The organism is Seonamhaeicola maritimus (assembly GCF_008056315.1).
Lineage (GTDB): Bacteria > Bacteroidota > Bacteroidia > Flavobacteriales > Flavobacteriaceae > Seonamhaeicola > Seonamhaeicola maritimus.
Genome location: NZ_VRKQ01000008.1, coordinates 1,437,326 through 1,456,343, shown reverse-complemented (window position 1 = coordinate 1,456,343; position 19,018 = coordinate 1,437,326). Strand labels below are relative to the sequence as shown.

Here is a 19,018-nt window from a genome sequence, read left to right as displayed (position 1 = left end):
TATTATTGCAGCTCTCCTTCTTGCAAGAAGTTAAATTCAATGAAAGTTAAATCGAATAACAGATTTGACTTGAAACAAGAAATAGGATTAGAAATAAACGAACGTTGCAAACATTGTGGCAATCATACTAAAAGACATATAAATAGATTACATGCCTCACCAAATTATTTCTTCATTTTAGGAGGTGTTGCACTTGCTGCCATAATAACAATATTTATTTGGGATTTAGGTTTTGTTTCAACTTTAACAGGTACAATTCCTATAGCGATTTGGATCAGTGAAGAAAAACGGGCCAGTGCATTCAATAAAATTATGATTAGAGATTAATGCTTAAAGAATTTTTAGTTATGTTGGTTGAGGGCTTTTTTGAAAACCAAAAAGAAGTAACTACATTTAGAGGAATTCTTAAAATACTTCTAAAAGTCTTATTATTCATTTTAGTAGTCATTTTGGTTTTATACTTTCTTTTAAATAAGAAGGAAACTGTTACCGTTTCTAATCTAATATTTCCATCTTAGATTGAGAAATCATAAATCGAAAATCAATTGCAACTAACTCACTACAATACCAACTTTAACCAAAGAACATTCGCAATTACAGTTGTTTGTAACAATGTTACTAATGCGCCAAACATTGGTAGTTTGTTTAGAATATGTGATGCCTTCGGTGTTGAAAAACTTATTCTTTGTGGTACTGATATTCCTTTTGGAAGAAAGATGACAAAAACCTCAAGAGCAACCGAAAAATCTGTGAATTTTGAAATTCAAGAATCGGCTTCAAAGGTGATTTCCGATTTAAAATCTGTAGGGTACCATATTATTTCTTTGGAGATTACAAATAGTAGCAAACCAATACACAACTTTCAATTTTCAAAAGAAAAACCATTAGCATTGGTTGTTGGTGATGAAAATTTTGGGGTTTCAGAAGATATTTTAAAAATGTCTAATGCGATAATACATATAGACATGTACGGACAAAATAGTAGCATGAATGTAGTGCAAGCTACCAACATTGCACTTTATGAAATGACCAAACAATTGTTGTAACATTAAGGAACTTGCAATGACAAATAGTTACTATATTTACTAAATGAATTCCAAAACAATCTCCAATGGTATTTTAAGAGCTATAGCCATTATTTGTGGTGTAGTTCTCATTTTATACTTTTTATATCAGGTTCAATCCGTCATAGGTTATGTAGCCATAGCCGCAGTAATCTCACTTATAGGAAGGCCCATTGTTTTATTTCTAAGGCGCAAATTAAAGTTTAAAAATGCCTTAGCTGTAGTGGTTACCATGGCATTACTCTTGGCAATTTTTGCTGGTTTAGTGAGTTTGTTTATTCCATTAATTATCAAGCAAGGACAAAATTTATCACTTTTAAATATTAATGAATTACAGAGCAATATTGAAAGCCTTTATACGGAAATTGTAAACTATTTTGACCTACATGAGATTGACGTAGAGCAATCTCTTAAAGACTCCAATCTATTCTCTAAATTAGATTTCTCTCTTATTCCTAACTTTTTGAATTCAGTTATTAGTGGTTTAGGTAGCTTTAGTATTGGTTTATTTTCGGTGTTATTTATCTCATTCTTCTCTTTAAAAGACAGTAAATTATTTGAAAACAGCCTACTAACTTTAATTCCTGATAACAAAGAAACTCGTTGGAAAGACTCTTCTGAAAAAATAAAGGATTTATTATCTCGCTACTTTGTGGGCCTAATATTCCAAATACTTATACTATTTATCATTTACATGATTGGTTTACTAATTATTGGTGTTGAAAATGCCGTGGTTATAGCCTTTTTATGTGCACTACTAAATTTGATTCCTTATGTAGGTCCTTTAATAGGTGCCTTTTTAATGATTACACTAACAATGACCAGTAATTTAGGACAGAGTTTTAGTGATGTAATAATGCCTAAAACCTTCTGGGTTTTATTAGTTTTTGCCATTGGACAACTAGTAGACAATTTTGGAAGCCAGCCTATAATATTTTCAAAAAGTGTTAAATCACATCCCTTAGAAATATTCCTAGTCATTCTTATTGCCGGCATTTTATTTGGAGTTTTGGGGTTAATTATTGCGGTACCAGCTTATACTGCAATTAAGGTGATTTTAAAAGCCTTTTTATCGGAAAATAAAATTGTAAAAAAGCTGACTAAAGACTTATAGTTTAGTTTGAATTTAAATATTTTAAATACTGAAATTCAAGAGTTTATTTCTAAACATTTAAACTCAAATGTTGTGTCGCTTTTATTAAAAGGAACTTCATTTGATGGTGTTGAAACTAAAGATATCATAGAACAAATAGAAGCTAAACAGCGCTGTTTAAAGAAGCTACCCAATTGGTTTAACACTAATAATATTTATTTTCCTAACAAACTAAATATTGAGCAGACTTCATCTGAAATTACTGCTGAATACAAATCGAATTTAATTTCGGGTGATTCCATTATTGATTTAACCGGAGGTTTTGGGATTGACTGTTATTACTTTTCAAAAAGATTTAATGAAGTTACACATTGCGAGATAAATACAATGCTTTCAGGAATCGTCAATCATAATTACAAACAATTTGATGTAAATAATATTGAAACTCTAAATATTGACGGTATTGAATACTTAAAATCTGGCAATAAAAACTTCGATTGGATTTATATTGACCCTTCCAGAAGAAATGATAGCAAAGGGAAAGTTTTCTTCTTAAAGGATTGCTTACCAAATGTACCAGAACATTTAGATATTCTTTTTGAGGCTTCAAAAAATATTCTAATTAAAACATCACCACTATTAGATATTTCGTTTGGAGCAAACGAATTGCAATTTGTGAAAACCATTCATGTCATAGCAGTTAATAATGAGGTAAAAGAATTGCTTTGGGTATTAGATGAAGGGTTCAATGGAAATATTCAAATTGAAACAATTAATATTAAAAAGGATACTGATGAAAATTTCAGCTTCATGCTAAATGAAGGTCAGAATGAGGTTCAATATAACGAACCACTCTCCTATCTATATGAGCCCAATGCAGCTATTTTAAAATCAGGAGGTTTTGAAGAAGTTTCCAATAAATTGAATGTTTTCAAACTTCACCAACATTCTCATTTATATACGTCAAATGAACCTATAGATTTCCCTGGAAGACGATTTAAAATTGAGAATATCATAAATTACAACAAAAAGGAACTGAAGCAATTGGGTATTGAAAAGGCCAATATTACCACAAGAAACTTCCCAGAATCGGTTCAACAAATCAGGAACAAGCTTCGTATTAAAGATGGTGGTGACATCTATTTATTTTTTACAACAGACTTAAACAACCTCAAAATAGTTGTTATTTGCAAAAAAGCTTAATCATTACAAATGACAATACAAGAGTTAGAAGGTGAATACTCCATAATTGGAACCAACCAAAATGCTGAACGAAACAAATATAAGGGCATTTTGAACATTTCAATTGATGAATTTAATAGGGTAAAAGCAAAATGGCTTATTAATAATTGGCAAGAACAAGTTGGTTATGGTTTTTTTAACGATAACATTCTCGTTATTAATTTTAAATATAATGGAGATGAGAATAATGTCTTTAAAGGAGTGGTTGTTTACAAATGCTTATCCAAGGATATTTTAGAAGGTTTTTGGTCTGAAAAACACGGTAATCCAAATTATTTAGGTCAAGAGCGATGTTTTAGAATTGAAAATAAAAAGGAGCACATTAATTAATTATTTCAGAACTCAATTATTCTAAGTAAATTGAGCTTTAAAACTTCGTTTTATGAGTTCAAAATTTTCATTTCGCATTATAACAATACTACTCACTTTTACTCTTCTTACTTGTAAAAATCATAAAGAAAAAGAAGAAAAGGAGACTGTAAAAATACTTCCATATATCATTTACATATTAGCAGACGATTTGGGCTACGGAGATTTAAGTTTAACTGGGCAAAAAAAGTTTATTACCCCTAATATTGATAAACTAGCAGAGGAAGGTATGTTTTTTACCCAGCATTACTCTGGTTCTACAGTGTGTGCACCTTCGCGGTCTACATTAATGACTGGTTTGCATACAGGACATACGCCTATTAGAGGAAATAAAGAAATTAGACCTGAAGGGCAATGGCCATTACCTTCAAATACGCAAACATTATCCAAATTATTAAAAAACAAAGGATATACAACAGGTGTATTTGGCAAATGGGGTTTGGGATATCCAGGGTCTGAAGGTGATCCCTTAAATCAAGGTTTTGACAGATTCTATGGATACAATTGCCAAAGATTAGGACATAATTATTACCCTTATCATTTGTGGAGTGATCAGGAAAAAATTATTCTTAAAGGAAATGAAGGCCATAAAAGTGAGCAATATGCTCCAATTTTAATTCATCAGGAAGCGCTAAATTTCATTGATAATAACAAAGAGAAACCTTTCTTTTTATACTACCCAAGTATTATTCCTCATGCTGAACTTCTAGCTCCCGAGAGCTATATGAAAAAGCATTTAGGCAAGTATGAACCTGAAAAATCATTTATAGGTACAGATGATGGTGAGAATTATAAAGATGGTCCCTATCAGTCACAAAAAAATGGTCATGCTGCCTTTGCTGCTATGATAAATTTACTTGATGATCAGGTTGGAGAAATTGTTGATAAAATTGAAGCTCTAGGTCTATCTGAAAATACAATCATCATATTCACCTCTGACAATGGGCCGCATTTAGAGGCAGGAGCTGATCCTGATTATTTTGATAGTAACAGTATTTTTAGAGGATACAAAAGAGACTTGTATGAAGGAGGTATTAGGGTTCCCATGATAGCTAAATGGCCAGGAAATATAGCAAAAGGGAGTAAAACAAATCATATTTCTGCTTTCTGGGATGTTATGCCAACTATAGCCGAAATAGTAGATTTCAAAACTGAAAATAAAGTTGACGGAATTTCATTCCTCCCTACACTTCTTGGTAACCAAAATCAAAAGCAACATTCTCATTTATATTGGGAATTTCATGAAAAAGGTGGAAGACAAGCTATTAGACAAAAAGATTGGAAATTGGTAAGATATAACACAAAGAAAAATGGTAATTATCAATTGTATAACTTAAATGAAGATCCTAGTGAAAATACTGATTTAGCAACTATTTATCCTGAAAAAGTAACAGAACTAAAACAGGTCTTAGAGTCTAGCAGAATACCTTCAGAAGTATTTAAATTTCAACAAACCCAATATAAAGGTGAAAAGTAAACTAAGACCTTGGCTTTTCAATACCACGATCATACATAACAATACTTCCTGCAACAGAAACATTCAAGCTTTTTGCAGAATTAAATTTCACTAAAAAATGAGATTTCTCAATGGCTTGTTTTGACAATCCGTGATCCTCTGCTCCTAACAAATAAACACAACGTCTTGGGTGATGAAAGGTTTCTAATGGTAATGCTTCATCAGTCAATTCAACACCAACTAAACGAGCTCCTTTAGGCAAATTACTAAAGAACTCCTCAAAATTTTCGTAATGAAAATAGGGCATTGATTTCACAGCATTGTGGGTATCACAAGCTTGTTTTGCATATCGATTACCAATGGTAAAAATAAAACTAGCTCCTAAGTTTTGAGCAGATCGCCATAATACACCTAAATTTTCGGGTGTTTTCCCATTTTGAATACCAATACCAAAAAACTCATTTATAAAGTTGTCATTCATAGTGCAACAAAAATAGAAAAGATTATTAAACAACAAATCCCCACTATTACTAGTGAGGATTGTGGTGATCGCGACAGGATTCGAACCTGTGACCGTCTGCTTAGAAGGCAGATGCTCTATCCAGCTGAGCTACGCGACCATTCTGTCGGGGTGGCAGGATTCGAACCTGCGACCTCCGCGTCCCAAACGCGGCGCGATAACCGGGCTACGCTACACCCCGAATTGGTTATCAATTTGCGGAGAGACCGGGATTCGAACCCGGGCAGCACTTGCGCGCTGACAGATTAGCAATCTGCTCCATTACCACTCTGGCACCTCTCCTAAATTCTAAATAGAACTTATGCAATAAAATTGCGGTTGCAAATGTAATTCATCCTTTGAAAGAACGCAACTATTTTATTTAATTTTTTATAAAAATTATTCTGGATACTCAATACGTAAATGGTAAATGTTTGCAAGCTTATGCTTTAGCACTTTTTTTATAGATTGAATTTCCTTAAAAGTAATATTTGCATTTAAAAATTGTCCTTCTTCTATCTGCTTATTTATAATATTTTCAACAAAAGCATCAATCTTTGTCGATGTAGGTTCTTTTAAACTTTTAGATGCCGCTTCAATACTATCGCACATCATTAAAATAGCAGTTTCTTTACTAAAAGGTTTTGGTCCCGGATAGCTAAAATCTGCCTTGTTAACATCTTCAAAATTCTTCTTTTCCTTCATATAAAAATAGTAAACAACACTTGTTCCATGATGAGTTCTTATAAAATCAATAACCCTATCTGGGAGTTTATTTTTTCTTGCTATTTCAATACCATCAATAACATGGTTTACTATTATATTAGCACTCTCTTTTGAAGACAATTCATCATGTGGATTAATACCTGTAGATTGGTTCTCAGTAAAATATGTTGGATTTTTCATTTTACCTATGTCATGATACAGCGCCCCTACTCTAACCAACATAGCATTAGCTCCAATTTCGCTTGCAGAAGCTTCTGCTAAATTTGCAACGTTTAAAGAATGATGAAAGGTTCCGGGAGCCTTATTAGATAATTCCTTCAGTAATTTAGAATTAGTGTCTGATAACTCTAAAAGTGAAACATCTGATACTAGTCCAAATAATTTTTCATAGGCATATATCAAAGGCTGTACAAACAAGGTCGCTAATCCACATAGAATAAACCAAATAAAGGTTTCCCATTCCAAGGTCTCAATACTTCCTTCATGAATTACAAAAAATGCAAAATAGGCTATTATATAAATAAGCGTAATTTGACCTACTGAAATAAATAAATTAGCACGTTTATACAATTCTGATACCGTTAAAATAGTAACTATACCTGCAATTATTTGAAGAAACATATACTCATAGCTATTAGGCACTATAAACCCTAAAAGCAACACCGTTAATACATGGGTAAATAATCCTAATCTTGCATCAAAAAATGCCTTTAATACTAGAGGAAGGACACAAATTGGAACTATATAAATATACTTGGAATTGTAATTAACAACTAATGTGGTTATAAAAATTAACAGCAGTACATTAAAGAAAATAAAAGTAACCTTGGTATTGTTTTCATAAACTTGGTTTCGATACTTTCTTAAAAACAACAGAAGCATTAACATAGCTAATGCAACCAACAATGCATAAGCAAAAAGCACCCAATTATAATTGGATTCATTCCAAACCTGAGATTCATATTCAGACCGTAGTGACTCTAATTTCTGGTATTTATCACCTTCAACTACCTCTCCTTTTGAAACTATAAGAGTCCCTTTAGCAACACTACCACGTGTATATGAAATTTTATCTAATTCTTCTTGAATTGCTTTATCTGTAAATGATTTATCATAAGATAAATTCGGCTCAATTATATCAAAAAATAGCGAAGTAAAGTCGGCTTTATATCCTAACAAATCATTCTTACTTAATACTTTATCTATTACAGATGAAACCTTACTCTGCTTAATTAAATTTGAATAAAAAGCATCCTGCTTTTTGGTGCGTTCGTCCAATATGGCAACGGCACGTTTTTCAGAAAAGCTATAATCTTCACTTAAAACACCGAAACCATACAATTCATTTAAAACTTCATTTCCGCAAGTTTTAAGTGCTGGAAATGATATGTTTTGAACAGAATCTGAAAACTTCTTTCCAAATTGGATTTCAAATGCACTCCTTACTTCAGGCTCTACCGCATTATCTAAATTGAAGTAAAGCACTGAGCTTTCAGTAATCTTTTGTATTTCAATTTTTATTTCTTCATCAGCCTTTTTAATAGCAAAATCAAAAGGTGCTAACAAATTTTCAGATTGCCAAGGCTTTCCTTTTTCAAAATTGTATTTAAACTTACCGCTCTTTGGAAATAGATAAACAATTAAAAATGTAGTAGCTACTAATAAAAGAGCTTTATAAATTAAGGAATGATTTCTGTATAATTTATTTATAAAGTCTTTCATTTAAAAAATAAGGTTTTCATCAAAAAAGATGTCATTTACCAATAATCTAATTGGTCACTACAATCTTATTTTTGTAGCTTATTTCAAATGTAGTAAATTCTATGGTTTCTCGTTTTTTATAATAACAGAATCCTTCTAAATTCTGTTAAAAATTGATTATTTTCGTTGCAAGTAATTCAAACGCTTGTAAAATGAGTAAAGAAGTAGTTATTGTTTCTGCAGCAAGAACTCCAATTGGTAGTTTTTTAGGTGCTTTATCAACTATTCCTGCTCCTAAACTAGGTGCTGTAGCCATAAAAGGTGCTCTTAATAAAATTGGACTAAAGCCGGAAATGGTTGAAGAGGTTCTGATGGGTAATGTAGTACAAGCTGGTACGGGTCAAGCACCAGCAAGACAAGCCGCCATTTATGCCGGTATTCCAAATACGGTTCCTTGCACAACTGTGAACAAAGTTTGTGCTTCAGGAATGAAAACGGTGATGCAAGCGGCTCAATCTATTGCGCTTGGTGATGCCAATGTTATTGTTGCTGGAGGTATGGAAAACATGAGCCTTATTCCTCATTATTTTCACGCAAGAACAGCAACTAAATTTGGACCTGCATCATTAATTGACGGTATGCAAAAAGACGGGTTGGTAGATGCATATGATCAGAATGCAATGGGAGTTTGTGCCGATGCATGTGCGAATGAATATAACTTTTCAAGAGAAGATCAAGATGATTTTGCTATTCAATCTTACAAACGTTCAGCAGATGCCTGGGACACTGGAAAATTTAATAATGAAGTTGTTCCTGTTGAAGTACCCCAACGACGAGGAGAACCTATTATTGTTAATCAAGATGAAGAATTTTCAAATGTCAAAATAGAGAAAATCCCAAGTTTACGTCCGGCTTTCACAAAAGATGGAACGGTTACAGCTGCTAATGCATCTACTATTAATGATGGTGCTGCAGCCTTGGTGTTAATGAGTAAAGAAAAAGCAGAAGAATTAGCCTTAAAACCTTTGGCGACCATAAAGAGTTATGCTGATGCTGCTCAAGAACCTGAATGGTTTACTACGGCTCCTGCCAAAGCTCTTCCAAAAGCTTTGGATAAAGCAGGAATTCTGATTGATAATGTTGATTTTTTTGAATTTAACGAAGCTTTTTCTGTTGTAGGTTTAGCTAATATGAAAATTCTAGAATTGAGTGATTCCAATGTCAATATTAATGGTGGTGCTGTATCTTTAGGACACCCTCTTGGGTGTTCTGGTGCAAGAATTTTAGTTACTTTATTAAGTGTTTTAGAACAAAATGATGGGAAAATTGGAGCAGCTGCTATTTGTAATGGTGGTGGTGGCGCATCTGCAATAGTTTTAGAACGTAATTAAACCAGTTTAATGCAGTACGGAATTTGTAGTTTAAGTGTTGTTCCTCTAAGAAATGAACCGGCCGATACTAGTGAACTTGTAACTCAAGTTTTGTATGGTGATTTTTTTAAGATTTTAGAGCAACGCAAAAATTGGAGCAGAATACGGTTAGCTTTTGACTCATACGAAGGTTGGATAGACAATAAACAATATTTGGAAATTTCTGAAGACAATTACAATTATTTAAATAAGGAAACTCCTAAACTTTCTATTGATTTGGTTGAATTTATTGAAGATTCAAACAAACAGTTACACCCTATTTTACTTGGATCATCTCTAAACGGATTATCTCTTTTAAACCATTCACATGATGGCAATACTATAGAAGAAAAAATAGATAAAGAAAATATTATTAAAACTGCATTCTTGTATTTAAATACTCCCTATTTATGGGGTGGAAAAACTCCTTTTGGAATAGATTGTTCTGGATTCACACAAATGGTTTACAAATTGAATGGTTATAAATTGCTTAGAGATGCCTCTCAACAGGCTACTCAAGGAGAAGCTTTAAGTTTTATAGAAGAAAGTGAACCTGGTGATTTAGCCTTTTTTGATAACAATGAAGGAATTATCACTCATGTTGGTATCATTATGAAAGACAACTATATTATACACGCCCACGGAAAGGTAAGAATAGACAGATTAGATCACTCCGGTATTTATAATGTTGACAAAAACATTCATACACACAAACTTAGAGTTATAAAAAAGATTATATAAAAAAAGCGATTGATAAATCAATCGCTTTTTTAACAACTATTATATTGAAATTTTAGTTAGCTGCAGCTTCAATTGCCTCAACCATTTCTTTCATTTCTTTATGCTTATCTGTTTCTCCTAGAATACTATAAATATTCATAAGTGTTTTAGCCGCACTTAGACTTTCACCGTCAATTTCAAGTGCTTTAGTTAAGAAAGGAACTGCCTCTCTGTAAATACCTTGTCTCTCTTCTCTTAACTCATCATAACGCTTATCATCAGCTTTAGAGCTTCCTAAACCATTCATCTCTTCAATTATAGCCTCTTCTTTACCTAAGATTAAAGCTGATAGATTAATATAGGCATTGATGTAATTTGGATCTAAGGCAATTGCTTTTTCGTAATATGCTTTTGCTTGATCAACTTCTCCCGAATCTGCGGCAATAACACCTAAATTGTATTGTAACTCAGGGTTAGTAGGATCCATTGTAGTAGCCTGCTTAAGCAACTTTTTGAATTCTTCAGTATTACCCATTTTGAAATGAACATTAGCCTCAGATAATATCAAATTAACATCATCAGGACTTTCTGCTCTTGCATCTTTCATTGCAGCAATAGCTTTTTCATTATCACCATTACTCACATAAATAAGTGCAATATTCTTTACTATTTCAGGCTTTTTAGAATCTGTTAATTTCTCAAAAGGCTTAATATGTGTATTTGTTTTAACAGAAATATCACGCAATTCTTTATTTTGGAACGGTTCTTCTTTTTGAGTGTTTTTATCTATTGCAAAATACTGCTTTGTGATACCGGTATAACCAATTTCTTTTAGTTTTTCATACAAAGACAAAGCTCTATCATACTCCTTTACATTAACTGCTGTTGCAGCAGCATAATAAAGAAATACAGTATCTTTCTCAGTAACTCCGTATGCTTTTTCAAAAAACTTTGATGCCGTTGAAAAATCTTTACTTTCATAAGATGTGTTTCCCTTTTTAAGTAAAGTGTTAGTTACATCTTGTTTAAGTTTAACAATTTCTACAGCATAACCTGTTTTAACATTGTCAAAACTCTCTAAAGCTTTATCAATGTCTTCTATAGAACCGGCTCCGTTAGCATAAAGCGCTTGCCCTTTCAAGAAATAAAATTTATCTTTTGTTTTAATGTCCATAGCAGATACAAAAGACTCTGCTTGATTAATTGCCGCTTTAGCCTCGGCAAAATTACTTCCTTTAATAGCTTTCTCAGCTGCTTTCATTTCCTTTTTTTGGGCAAATGAAAAGCTACACAATGCTAATGATAAAGCTATGACTAATTGTTTCTTCATTTTTAAATACTATTAAATTAATTATCAGTGTTATCTTCGTTTACAGTAGTATCAAGAGTTGTGCCATCTTCAGAACCACCAGTGTTTTCAATATTTGCAATATCTTCGGTATCTTCTACATCATCCTCATCATGCATTACTTTAGCTACCGCAGCTATAGAATCCTTTCCTTTTAGATTAATCAATTTCACACCCTGAGTTGCTCTACCCATAGTTCTTAAATTCTCAACTGCTAGTCTAATGGCAATTCCAGATTTATTGATAATCATTAAATCATCATTGTCTGTTACACTCTTAATTGATACAAGGTTACCTGTTTTTTCTGTAATGGAAATTGTCTTAACTCCTTTACCACCTCTGTTTGTAATTCTATATACTGGCTCTCCATCTTCCGGATCGTCAATATAAGTTCGTTTACCATATCCGTTTTCTGAAACAACAAGTACCGTTTCTTCTTGTGGATTTTCTATAGCTAACATTCCAATTACCTCGTCATCAGCATTAGCTAACGTAATACCTCTTACTCCAGAAGCGCCTCTACCCATAGGTCTTGTTTTGGCTTCTTCAAAACGAATGGCCTTACCAGATTTAAGCGCTAACATTACTTGACTTTCGCCAGTAGTTAATTTTGCTTCTAGTAATTCGTCATCATCCTTAATGGTGATAGCGTTAATACCATTAGTTCTAGGACGTGAATATTGTTCTAAAGATGTCTTTTTAACTTGACCATTTTTAGTAGCCATAATTACGTAATGACTATTTATATAATCTGAATCTTTTAAATCTTGTGTACAGATAAATGCTTTTACTTTATCATCTTGCTCAATATTTATTAAGTTTTGAATAGCGCGTCCTTTGGATGTTTTACTTCCTTCGGGAATTTCATAAACACGCATCCAGAAACATTTTCCTTTTTGAGTAAAGAATAACATATATTGATGGTTAGTACCAACAAATAAATGTTCTAAGAAATCTTCATTTCTTGTAGTTGATGCCTTTTGACCAACACCTCCTCTATTCTGCGTTTTGTATTCAGTTAATGAAGTACGCTTTATGTATCCTGCATGAGAAATAGTAATAACTACCTTCTCGTCTGGAATCATATCTTCAATACTTAAATCACCTCCAGCATATTCAATTGTTGAACGACGCTCATCACCATACTTATCTCTAACTACTTCTAACTCTTCCTTAATGATATCCATTCTCCGATCTTTCTTTTCAAGGATATCTTTTAAGTCTTCAATAGTTTTCATTAATTCATCATACTCAGCACGTAGTTTATCTTGCTCCAGACCTGTTAACTGGCGCAATCTCATTTCAACTATAGCCTTAGCTTGAATTTCAGACAACTTGAAACGCTCAATTAATTTTGCTCTTGCTTCATCTGCATTTGCTGACGCTCTAATTAAAGCAATTACTTCATCTATATTATCTGAAGCAATAATTAAACCTTCAAGAATATGTGCTCTTTCCTCTGCTTTTCTTAATTCATAGGTTGTTCTTCTAACAACAACATCATGTCTATGCTCAACAAAATAATGGATTAAATCTTTTAAATTCAAAAGCTGAGGCCTACCATTAACTAATGCAATGTTATTCACACTAAATGAGGACTGTAGAGCTGTGTATTTAAATAATTTATTTAATACGATATTAGGAATGGCATCACGTTTTAAAACGTATACAATTCGCATTCCGTTTCTATCAGATTCATCTCTAATAGTTGAAATACCTTCAAGCTTTTTATCGTTAATTAAATCGGCAGTCTTTTTAATCATATCTGCCTTATTCACTTGGTAAGGAATCTCATCAACTATGATACACTCACGACCATTAACTTCTTCAATATTGGCCTTACCACGCATTACAATACGACCTCTTCCTGTATGAAAAGCTTCTTTTACACCATCATAACCATAAATAGTTCCACCAGTTGGAAAATCTGGTGCTTTAACATGCTTAATTAATTCATCAATTTCAATATCATTATCATCAATATAAGCAATGGTACCATTAACAACTTCTGTTAAATTATGTGGAGGCATGTTAGTTGCCATACCAACAGCAATACCAGATGCTCCATTAACCAATAACCCAGGAATACGCGTTGGTAATACTGTAGGTTCTTGTAATGTATCATCAAAATTTAATTTATGATCTACTGTTTCCTTGTCAATATCTGCCAACATGTCTTCAGATATCTTTCGCATTCTAGCCTCTGTATAACGCATTGCTGCAGGACTATCACCATCTATAGATCCAAAATTACCCTGTCCGTCAACTAGCATGTAACGCAAACTCCACTCTTGAGCCATACGCACCATAGCATCATAAACAGATGTATCACCATGCGGGTGATATTTACCTAAAACTTCTCCAACTATTCTTGCGGATTTTTTATGTGCCGAATTTGCTCTAACACCAAGTTCATGCATACCATAAAGCACACGTCTATGAACGGGTTTTAAACCATCTCTTACATCTGGTAAAGCACGTGACACAATGACTGACATTGAATAATCAATGTACGCCGATTTCATCTCATCCTCAATATTAATAGGGATCAATTTTTCTCCTTCTGCCATAAATAATTTAAATTAAGTTTTATGAGTTTTTCAAAACATGCTAATATACGTATTTCATCAGTGTCGCTAGGTGATTTAACTTATTTTTTTGGTGTTTTTTATTAACAATTTCACCCCCTTTTTTCGTTAATAAGTATCCCTTCCAAAATTTTGATTTTTTAAAGTTTTTTTCGTCAATTAGCAACTGACAGTTAATTTAGGGAACAGTTTTTGTTTTTAGTTAACTATAATTAGTATTTTTAATGCAGAAAGGACCTTAATTATGGATGATAATTTTTCACCAAGAGTAAAAGATGTAATTGCTTATAGCAAAGAAGAAGCATTGCGTTTGGGTCATGATTTTATTGGTACAGAACATTTAATGCTAGGGCTGTTACGTGATGGAAATGGTAAGGCTATTAATATTTTAAACGCCTTGGATATAGATTTAAATCATTTAAGACGAAAAGTAGAGATTTTAAGTCCTGCCAACCCCAATATTACAGTTGCCTCAAACCAGAAAAAAAACTTGCATTTAACTAGGCAAGCAGAACGTGCTCTGAAAACCACGTTTTTAGAAGCTAAGCTATTTCAAAGTACATCAATTAATACAGCGCATTTATTGTTATGTATTTTAAGAAACGAAAACGACCCCACTACCAAGCTTTTAAATAAGCTTAAAGTTGACTATGATAATGTTAAAGAACAGTTTAAACTTATGATTACAAACGATAACGATTATATAGAACCTAAAGCGGAATCTTTTGAGGATGACACTCCAAATCCAGAGGATGAATCTTCTAAAGACATTTTTAATCCGCCTGCTGGAAAGTCAAATAAGAAGTCTAAAACACCTGTTTTAGATAATTTTGGGCGTGATTTAACAGCTTTTGCTGAAGAAGGGAAGTTAGACCCTGTTGTTGGTAGAGAAAAAGAAATACAGCGCGTCTCTCAAATTTTAAGTAGAAGAAAGAAAAATAATCCGCTTTTAATTGGAGAGCCCGGAGTTGGTAAATCTGCAATTGCAGAAGGTTTAGCGCTTAGAATTGTTAAAAGAAAAGTATCCAGAATTCTATTTAACAAGCGTGTAGTAACTCTAGATTTAGCAAGCTTAGTTGCTGGAACTAAATACCGCGGGCAATTTGAGGAGCGCATGAAAGCAGTTATGAATGAGCTTGAAAAGAATGATGATGTCATTTTATTCATTGATGAAATTCACACCATTGTTGGTGCCGGTGGCGCAACTGGAAGTTTAGATGCTTCTAATATGTTTAAACCCGCTTTAGCAAGGGGTGAAATTCAATGTATTGGCGCTACTACACTTGACGAATACAGACAATACATTGAAAAAGATGGTGCTTTAGAGCGCCGTTTCCAAAAGGTTATTGTAGAACCAACAAGTGTTGAAGAGACTATTGAAATCCTTAATAACATAAAAGGTAAATACGAAGAACACCACAACGTTGATTATACACCTGACGCTATTGAAGCCTGTGTGAAATTAACTAATAGATATATGACAGAACGCTTCTTACCAGACAAAGCTATTGATGCTTTAGATGAAGCTGGATCTCGTGTTCATATTACCAATATTGATGTTCCAAAACAAATCATAGAACTAGAAAAACAGCTTGAAGATATAAAGGAAACAAAGAATGCTGTTGTACGTAAACAAAAGTATGAGGAAGCTGCTAAACTAAGAGATGATGAAAAACGCATTGAAAAAGAATTAGCTGCTGCTCAAGAGAAGTGGGAAGAAGACACAAAACAGCATCGTGAGATTGTAACTGAAGATAATGTTGCTGACGTTATTTCTATGATGACTGGTGTGCCTGTTAACAGAATTGCCCAAACAGAGATTAATAAATTAGCTGAATTACCAGACCTTATTAAAGGAAAAGTAATTGGTCAAGAAGAAGCTGTTGGTAAAGTGGTTAAAGCTATACAGCGTAACCGCGCAGGTCTTAAAGATCCTAATAAACCGATTGGCTCATTCATTTTCTTGGGTCAAACAGGAGTTGGAAAAACGCAATTAGCAAAGGTTTTATCTAGAGAATTATTTGATAGCGAAGATTCACTTGTAAGAATTGATATGAGTGAGTATATGGAGAAATTTGCCATATCAAGATTAATTGGTGCTCCTCCAGGATATGTTGGATATGAAGAAGGTGGGCAGTTAACGGAAAAAGTTAGACGTAAGCCTTATGCTGTAATTCTATTGGATGAGATTGAAAAGGCTCACCCCGATGTATTTAACATGCTGTTACAAGTACTTGATGATGGATATTTAACTGATAGTTTAGGTAGAAAAATAGATTTCAGAAATACAATTATTATCATGACTTCTAATATTGGAGCCAGACGACTTAAAGATTTTGGTTCTGGTGTTGGTTTCGGTACGGCTGCTCAAAAAGCTCAGGAAGATTCTAATGCTAGAAGTGTGATAGAAAACGCACTGAAAAAATCTTTTGCTCCAGAATTCTTAAACAGAATTGATGATGTTGTTGTCTTCAACACCTTAGAAAAAGAAGACATTAACAAAATTATTGATATTGAATTAGAAAAACTTTTAAAAAGAATAGAAGGTTTAGGATACATCCTAAAACTTACCAAAGCAGCCAAAGATTATATTGCTGACAAAGGTTTTGATAAACAATACGGGGCAAGACCTCTAAAAAGAGCCATTCAAAAGTATATTGAAGATGCTTTAGCTGAAGAAATAGTAGCTTCAAATTTACAGGAAGGTGATAAAATTAAAATTGATTTAGATAAAAAATCTAACGAATTAAACATAACTGTTGAAAAGTCCGAAAAGCCCACAGAGTCGTAGACTTCATTTAAAACAAACTCATAAAAAATCCTACTTTCATAACGATGGTGGGATTTTTTTTTGAATGAACTGTAACAAATTAAAACAATACTAATCTATACTATAAACAATTGTTTTTTTGACGCCAACTAAAATCAATATTGAAGAACTAATCGCTTTATGTATATCGGGCAACCAATCAGCGCAATTGGAAGTTTACAACAGATATTATAAAGCCATGTATAATACAGCATTCAGAATTGTAAAAAATAGTTTTGAAGCCGAAGATATTATGCAAGATTCATTTTTAATGGCGTTCACCAAATTAGATAGCCTAAAAGACAAATCAATATTTGGTTCGTGGTTAAAAAGAATTGTGATTAACAATAGCATATATCACTATAGGAAACATTCAAAACAAAAAGAAATTCCTTTAGATGATATGTTATACAAAGTTGAAGATAGTACAAGTGGTTTTGATAGTGATTATGAGTTTACAAACCTAAGAGCGCAACAAGTTGTAGAAACTTTAAAAACACTAAAAGATAATTACAAAATTGCTTTAACTCTCAACTTAATTGAAGGGTATGATTATGAGGAAATTGGAGAGATCTTAAACATATCACAGTCTAATTGTAGAACAACGATATCAAGAGCTAAAGAGAGTTTAAGACAAAAGTTAATGATAACAGCTGAAGCTTAATACGGAAAGATTATGAGTAACGATAATATTGAAAAACTATTTAGCAGACTAGAAAATGAGTTTGACATTGAGCATCCAGATGCTAATCATTCACAACGTTTTCTAGATAAACTAAATAACCAAGGAGCGCTCTCATTGAATAAAAAAGATAGTAAATGGCGTAGATTATGGAAACCTTTAGTTGGTGTAGCTGCTACTGTAGCACTTCTAGCAACCTTTGTTTTTAATTCACCACAAGAATATAAAGTTCCTGATCTCGCTAGTATTTCTCCTGAAATGGCTGAAACAGAATCGATATTCTTGGTATCACTCACCAAAGAATTAGAGAATTTAAATAGTGAGAAAATGCCGGAATATCAGGAGTTAATAGTAGATGCCTTATTTGAAATAAAACTGTTGGAGGAAAACTACAAACAATTAATTATTGGGCTAAAAGAGAATCCTAATGATGAACTAGTTCTTTCAGCAATGATTCTAAATTTTCAAAAAAGAATTGATGTTCTAGAAGAAACCAAAGATAAAATTGAAGAATTAAAACAAACCAACACCAACCAAAATATAATATAAAATTAAAATCATGAAAAAAACGACTACATTATTAATCTTATCGCTAATATTTGTTAGCACTATTAATGCCCAAATTTGGGGAAGCAAAAAAGTTAAAGGAAACGGAAACATTATTACAGAAACGAGAAACATAGGAGACTACGATGGTATTAAATGCGCTGGATCGATGGATTTTATTTTAGTTTCAGGTAATGAAGGTGCACTAAAACTAGAAGGAGACTCCAACATACTGGAATACGTAATTACCGAAATTAAAAATAACAACCTTATAGTAAAAGTTAAGAATGGCACTAATATCAGTTCTAGTAAAGGTATTACAGTTACAATTCCGTTTAAAGATGTTGATAATGTATCTTTAGCTGGTTCTGGTGATTTAATTAGTAAGGCTCAAATAACTACTAACAAATTAGATGTTTCTTTAGCAGGCTCTGGAGACGTTAGTTTAGATCTTAAAACAAATTCTGTTAAAGCAGCAATTGCTGGTTCTGGTGATATGAAATTAAAAGGTAACACAAATAAATTAGAAGTTAAAATAGCTGGTTCTGGAGATTTTCATGGATTTGATTTACAAGCAAATAATACCGAAGTTTCTGTTGCAGGATCAGGAGATGCCGAAGTAGTAAGTAATGAAAATCTAAAAGCAAGAGTAGCAGGATCTGGTGATATTAAGTATATAGGAAGCCCGGAGAAAGATACCAAAGTAGCGGGGTCTGGCACCATAAAAGCAAACTAGAGTATTTCATCAATCAAAATAAAAAGGTCG

General features: G+C 32.8%; 17 protein-coding genes and 3 tRNA genes. 13 read left to right on the top strand and 7 right to left on the bottom strand.

What is annotated here, in order from left to right; genetic code table 11:
* Positions 1–39 precede the first annotated feature (39 nt).
* The 7 genes from FUA22_RS06235 to FUA22_RS06205 are packed head-to-tail and all read left to right on the top strand — an operon-like array spanning position 40 to position 5,245.
* The gene (locus FUA22_RS06235; protein ID WP_147767036.1) at positions 40–327 is read left to right on the top strand and encodes a hypothetical protein; all 288 of its coding nucleotides are present in this window, start codon (positions 40–42) and stop codon (positions 325–327) included.
* Positions 327–518 (top strand): hypothetical protein, encoded by a 192-nt coding sequence (locus tag FUA22_RS06230; protein ID WP_147767035.1) that lies wholly within the window; start codon positions 327–329, stop codon positions 516–518. Before FUA22_RS06235 ends, FUA22_RS06230 begins: the two co-directional genes overlap by 1 nt.
* A gap of 27 nt (positions 519–545) precedes the next feature.
* Positions 546–1,046, top strand: coding sequence for a TrmH family RNA methyltransferase (locus FUA22_RS06225; RefSeq protein WP_147767034.1), 501 nt, complete (start codon positions 546–548; stop codon positions 1,044–1,046).
* Between the two features lie 43 nt (positions 1,047–1,089).
* Entirely contained in the window at positions 1,090–2,178 is a 1,089-nt protein-coding gene (locus FUA22_RS06220) for an AI-2E family transporter (protein WP_147767033.1), read from the top strand.
* Positions 2,179–2,184: 6 nt separating this feature from the next.
* Complete coding sequence (locus FUA22_RS06215; protein WP_147767032.1) at positions 2,185–3,360, top strand: THUMP-like domain-containing protein; 1,176 nt, start codon at positions 2,185–2,187, stop codon at positions 3,358–3,360.
* A 9-nt stretch (positions 3,361–3,369) separates the two neighbouring features.
* Positions 3,370–3,729: a hypothetical protein gene (locus tag FUA22_RS06210; RefSeq protein WP_147767031.1), complete on the top strand. Its 360-nt coding sequence runs from the start codon at positions 3,370–3,372 to the stop codon at positions 3,727–3,729.
* A gap of 52 nt (positions 3,730–3,781) precedes the next feature.
* Positions 3,782–5,245, top strand: a complete 1,464-nt coding sequence (locus tag FUA22_RS06205) for an arylsulfatase (protein WP_147767030.1) — start codon at positions 3,782–3,784, stop codon at positions 5,243–5,245.
* Position 5,246: 1 nt separating this feature from the next.
* Here FUA22_RS06205 and FUA22_RS06200 read toward each other — a convergent pair whose 3' ends face one another.
* From FUA22_RS06200 to FUA22_RS06180, 5 genes are all read right to left on the bottom strand, one after another.
* Positions 5,247–5,705, bottom strand: coding sequence for an RNA methyltransferase (locus tag FUA22_RS06200; RefSeq protein WP_147767029.1), 459 nt, complete (start codon positions 5,703–5,705; stop codon positions 5,247–5,249).
* Positions 5,706–5,767: 62 nt separating this feature from the next.
* Positions 5,768–5,844 (bottom strand) — tRNA-Arg (locus FUA22_RS06195).
* Between the two features lie 6 nt (positions 5,845–5,850).
* Positions 5,851–5,925, bottom strand: a tRNA-Pro gene (locus tag FUA22_RS06190).
* 17 nt (positions 5,926–5,942) lie between these two features.
* Positions 5,943–6,026: transfer RNA gene (locus FUA22_RS06185), tRNA-Ser, on the bottom strand.
* 96 nt (positions 6,027–6,122) lie between these two features.
* Positions 6,123–8,171: an HD family phosphohydrolase gene (locus FUA22_RS06180; RefSeq protein ID WP_147767028.1), complete on the bottom strand. Its 2,049-nt coding sequence runs from the start codon at positions 8,169–8,171 to the stop codon at positions 6,123–6,125.
* A gap of 191 nt (positions 8,172–8,362) precedes the next feature.
* Here FUA22_RS06180 and FUA22_RS06175 point away from each other — a divergent pair, with 191 nt between their 5' ends.
* Both FUA22_RS06175 and FUA22_RS06170 read left to right on the top strand, forming a co-directional pair.
* The gene (locus FUA22_RS06175; protein WP_147767027.1) at positions 8,363–9,541 is read left to right on the top strand and encodes an acetyl-CoA C-acyltransferase; all 1,179 of its coding nucleotides are present in this window, start codon (positions 8,363–8,365) and stop codon (positions 9,539–9,541) included.
* A gap of 9 nt (positions 9,542–9,550) precedes the next feature.
* Positions 9,551–10,300 carry a C40 family peptidase gene (locus FUA22_RS06170; RefSeq protein WP_147767026.1) on the top strand — a complete coding sequence of 250 codons (750 nt, stop codon included), beginning with the start codon at positions 9,551–9,553 and terminating at the stop codon, positions 10,298–10,300.
* A 52-nt stretch (positions 10,301–10,352) separates the two neighbouring features.
* Here the strand turns inward: FUA22_RS06170 and FUA22_RS06165 are convergent, their stop codons facing one another.
* Together FUA22_RS06165 and gyrA are read right to left on the bottom strand one after the other, a co-directional pair.
* Positions 10,353–11,609, bottom strand: coding sequence for a tetratricopeptide repeat protein (locus FUA22_RS06165; RefSeq protein WP_147767025.1), 1,257 nt, complete (start codon positions 11,607–11,609; stop codon positions 10,353–10,355).
* Between the two features lie 17 nt (positions 11,610–11,626).
* On the bottom strand, positions 11,627–14,197 hold the full coding sequence (gene gyrA, locus FUA22_RS06160) for a DNA gyrase subunit A (RefSeq protein WP_147767024.1): 2,571 nt from the start codon (positions 14,195–14,197) through the stop codon (positions 11,627–11,629).
* Positions 14,198–14,459: 262 nt separating this feature from the next.
* On the opposite strand from gyrA, the gene FUA22_RS06155 reads away from it, so the two are divergent.
* The 4 genes from FUA22_RS06155 (at position 14,460) to FUA22_RS06140 (ending at position 18,988) form a co-directional block, all read left to right on the top strand.
* Positions 14,460–17,006 carry an ATP-dependent Clp protease ATP-binding subunit gene (locus FUA22_RS06155; RefSeq protein WP_147767023.1) on the top strand — a complete coding sequence of 849 codons (2,547 nt, stop codon included), beginning with the start codon at positions 14,460–14,462 and terminating at the stop codon, positions 17,004–17,006.
* Between the two features lie 118 nt (positions 17,007–17,124).
* Positions 17,125–17,688 (top strand): RNA polymerase sigma factor, encoded by a 564-nt coding sequence (locus FUA22_RS06150; protein ID WP_147767022.1) that lies wholly within the window; start codon positions 17,125–17,127, stop codon positions 17,686–17,688.
* Positions 17,689–17,700: 12 nt separating this feature from the next.
* Positions 17,701–18,255: a hypothetical protein gene (locus FUA22_RS06145; protein WP_147767021.1), complete on the top strand. Its 555-nt coding sequence runs from the start codon at positions 17,701–17,703 to the stop codon at positions 18,253–18,255.
* 10 nt (positions 18,256–18,265) lie between these two features.
* Positions 18,266–18,988 (top strand): head GIN domain-containing protein, encoded by a 723-nt coding sequence (locus FUA22_RS06140; RefSeq protein WP_147767020.1) that lies wholly within the window; start codon positions 18,266–18,268, stop codon positions 18,986–18,988.
* The last annotated feature ends 30 nt before the right edge of the window (positions 18,989–19,018 follow it).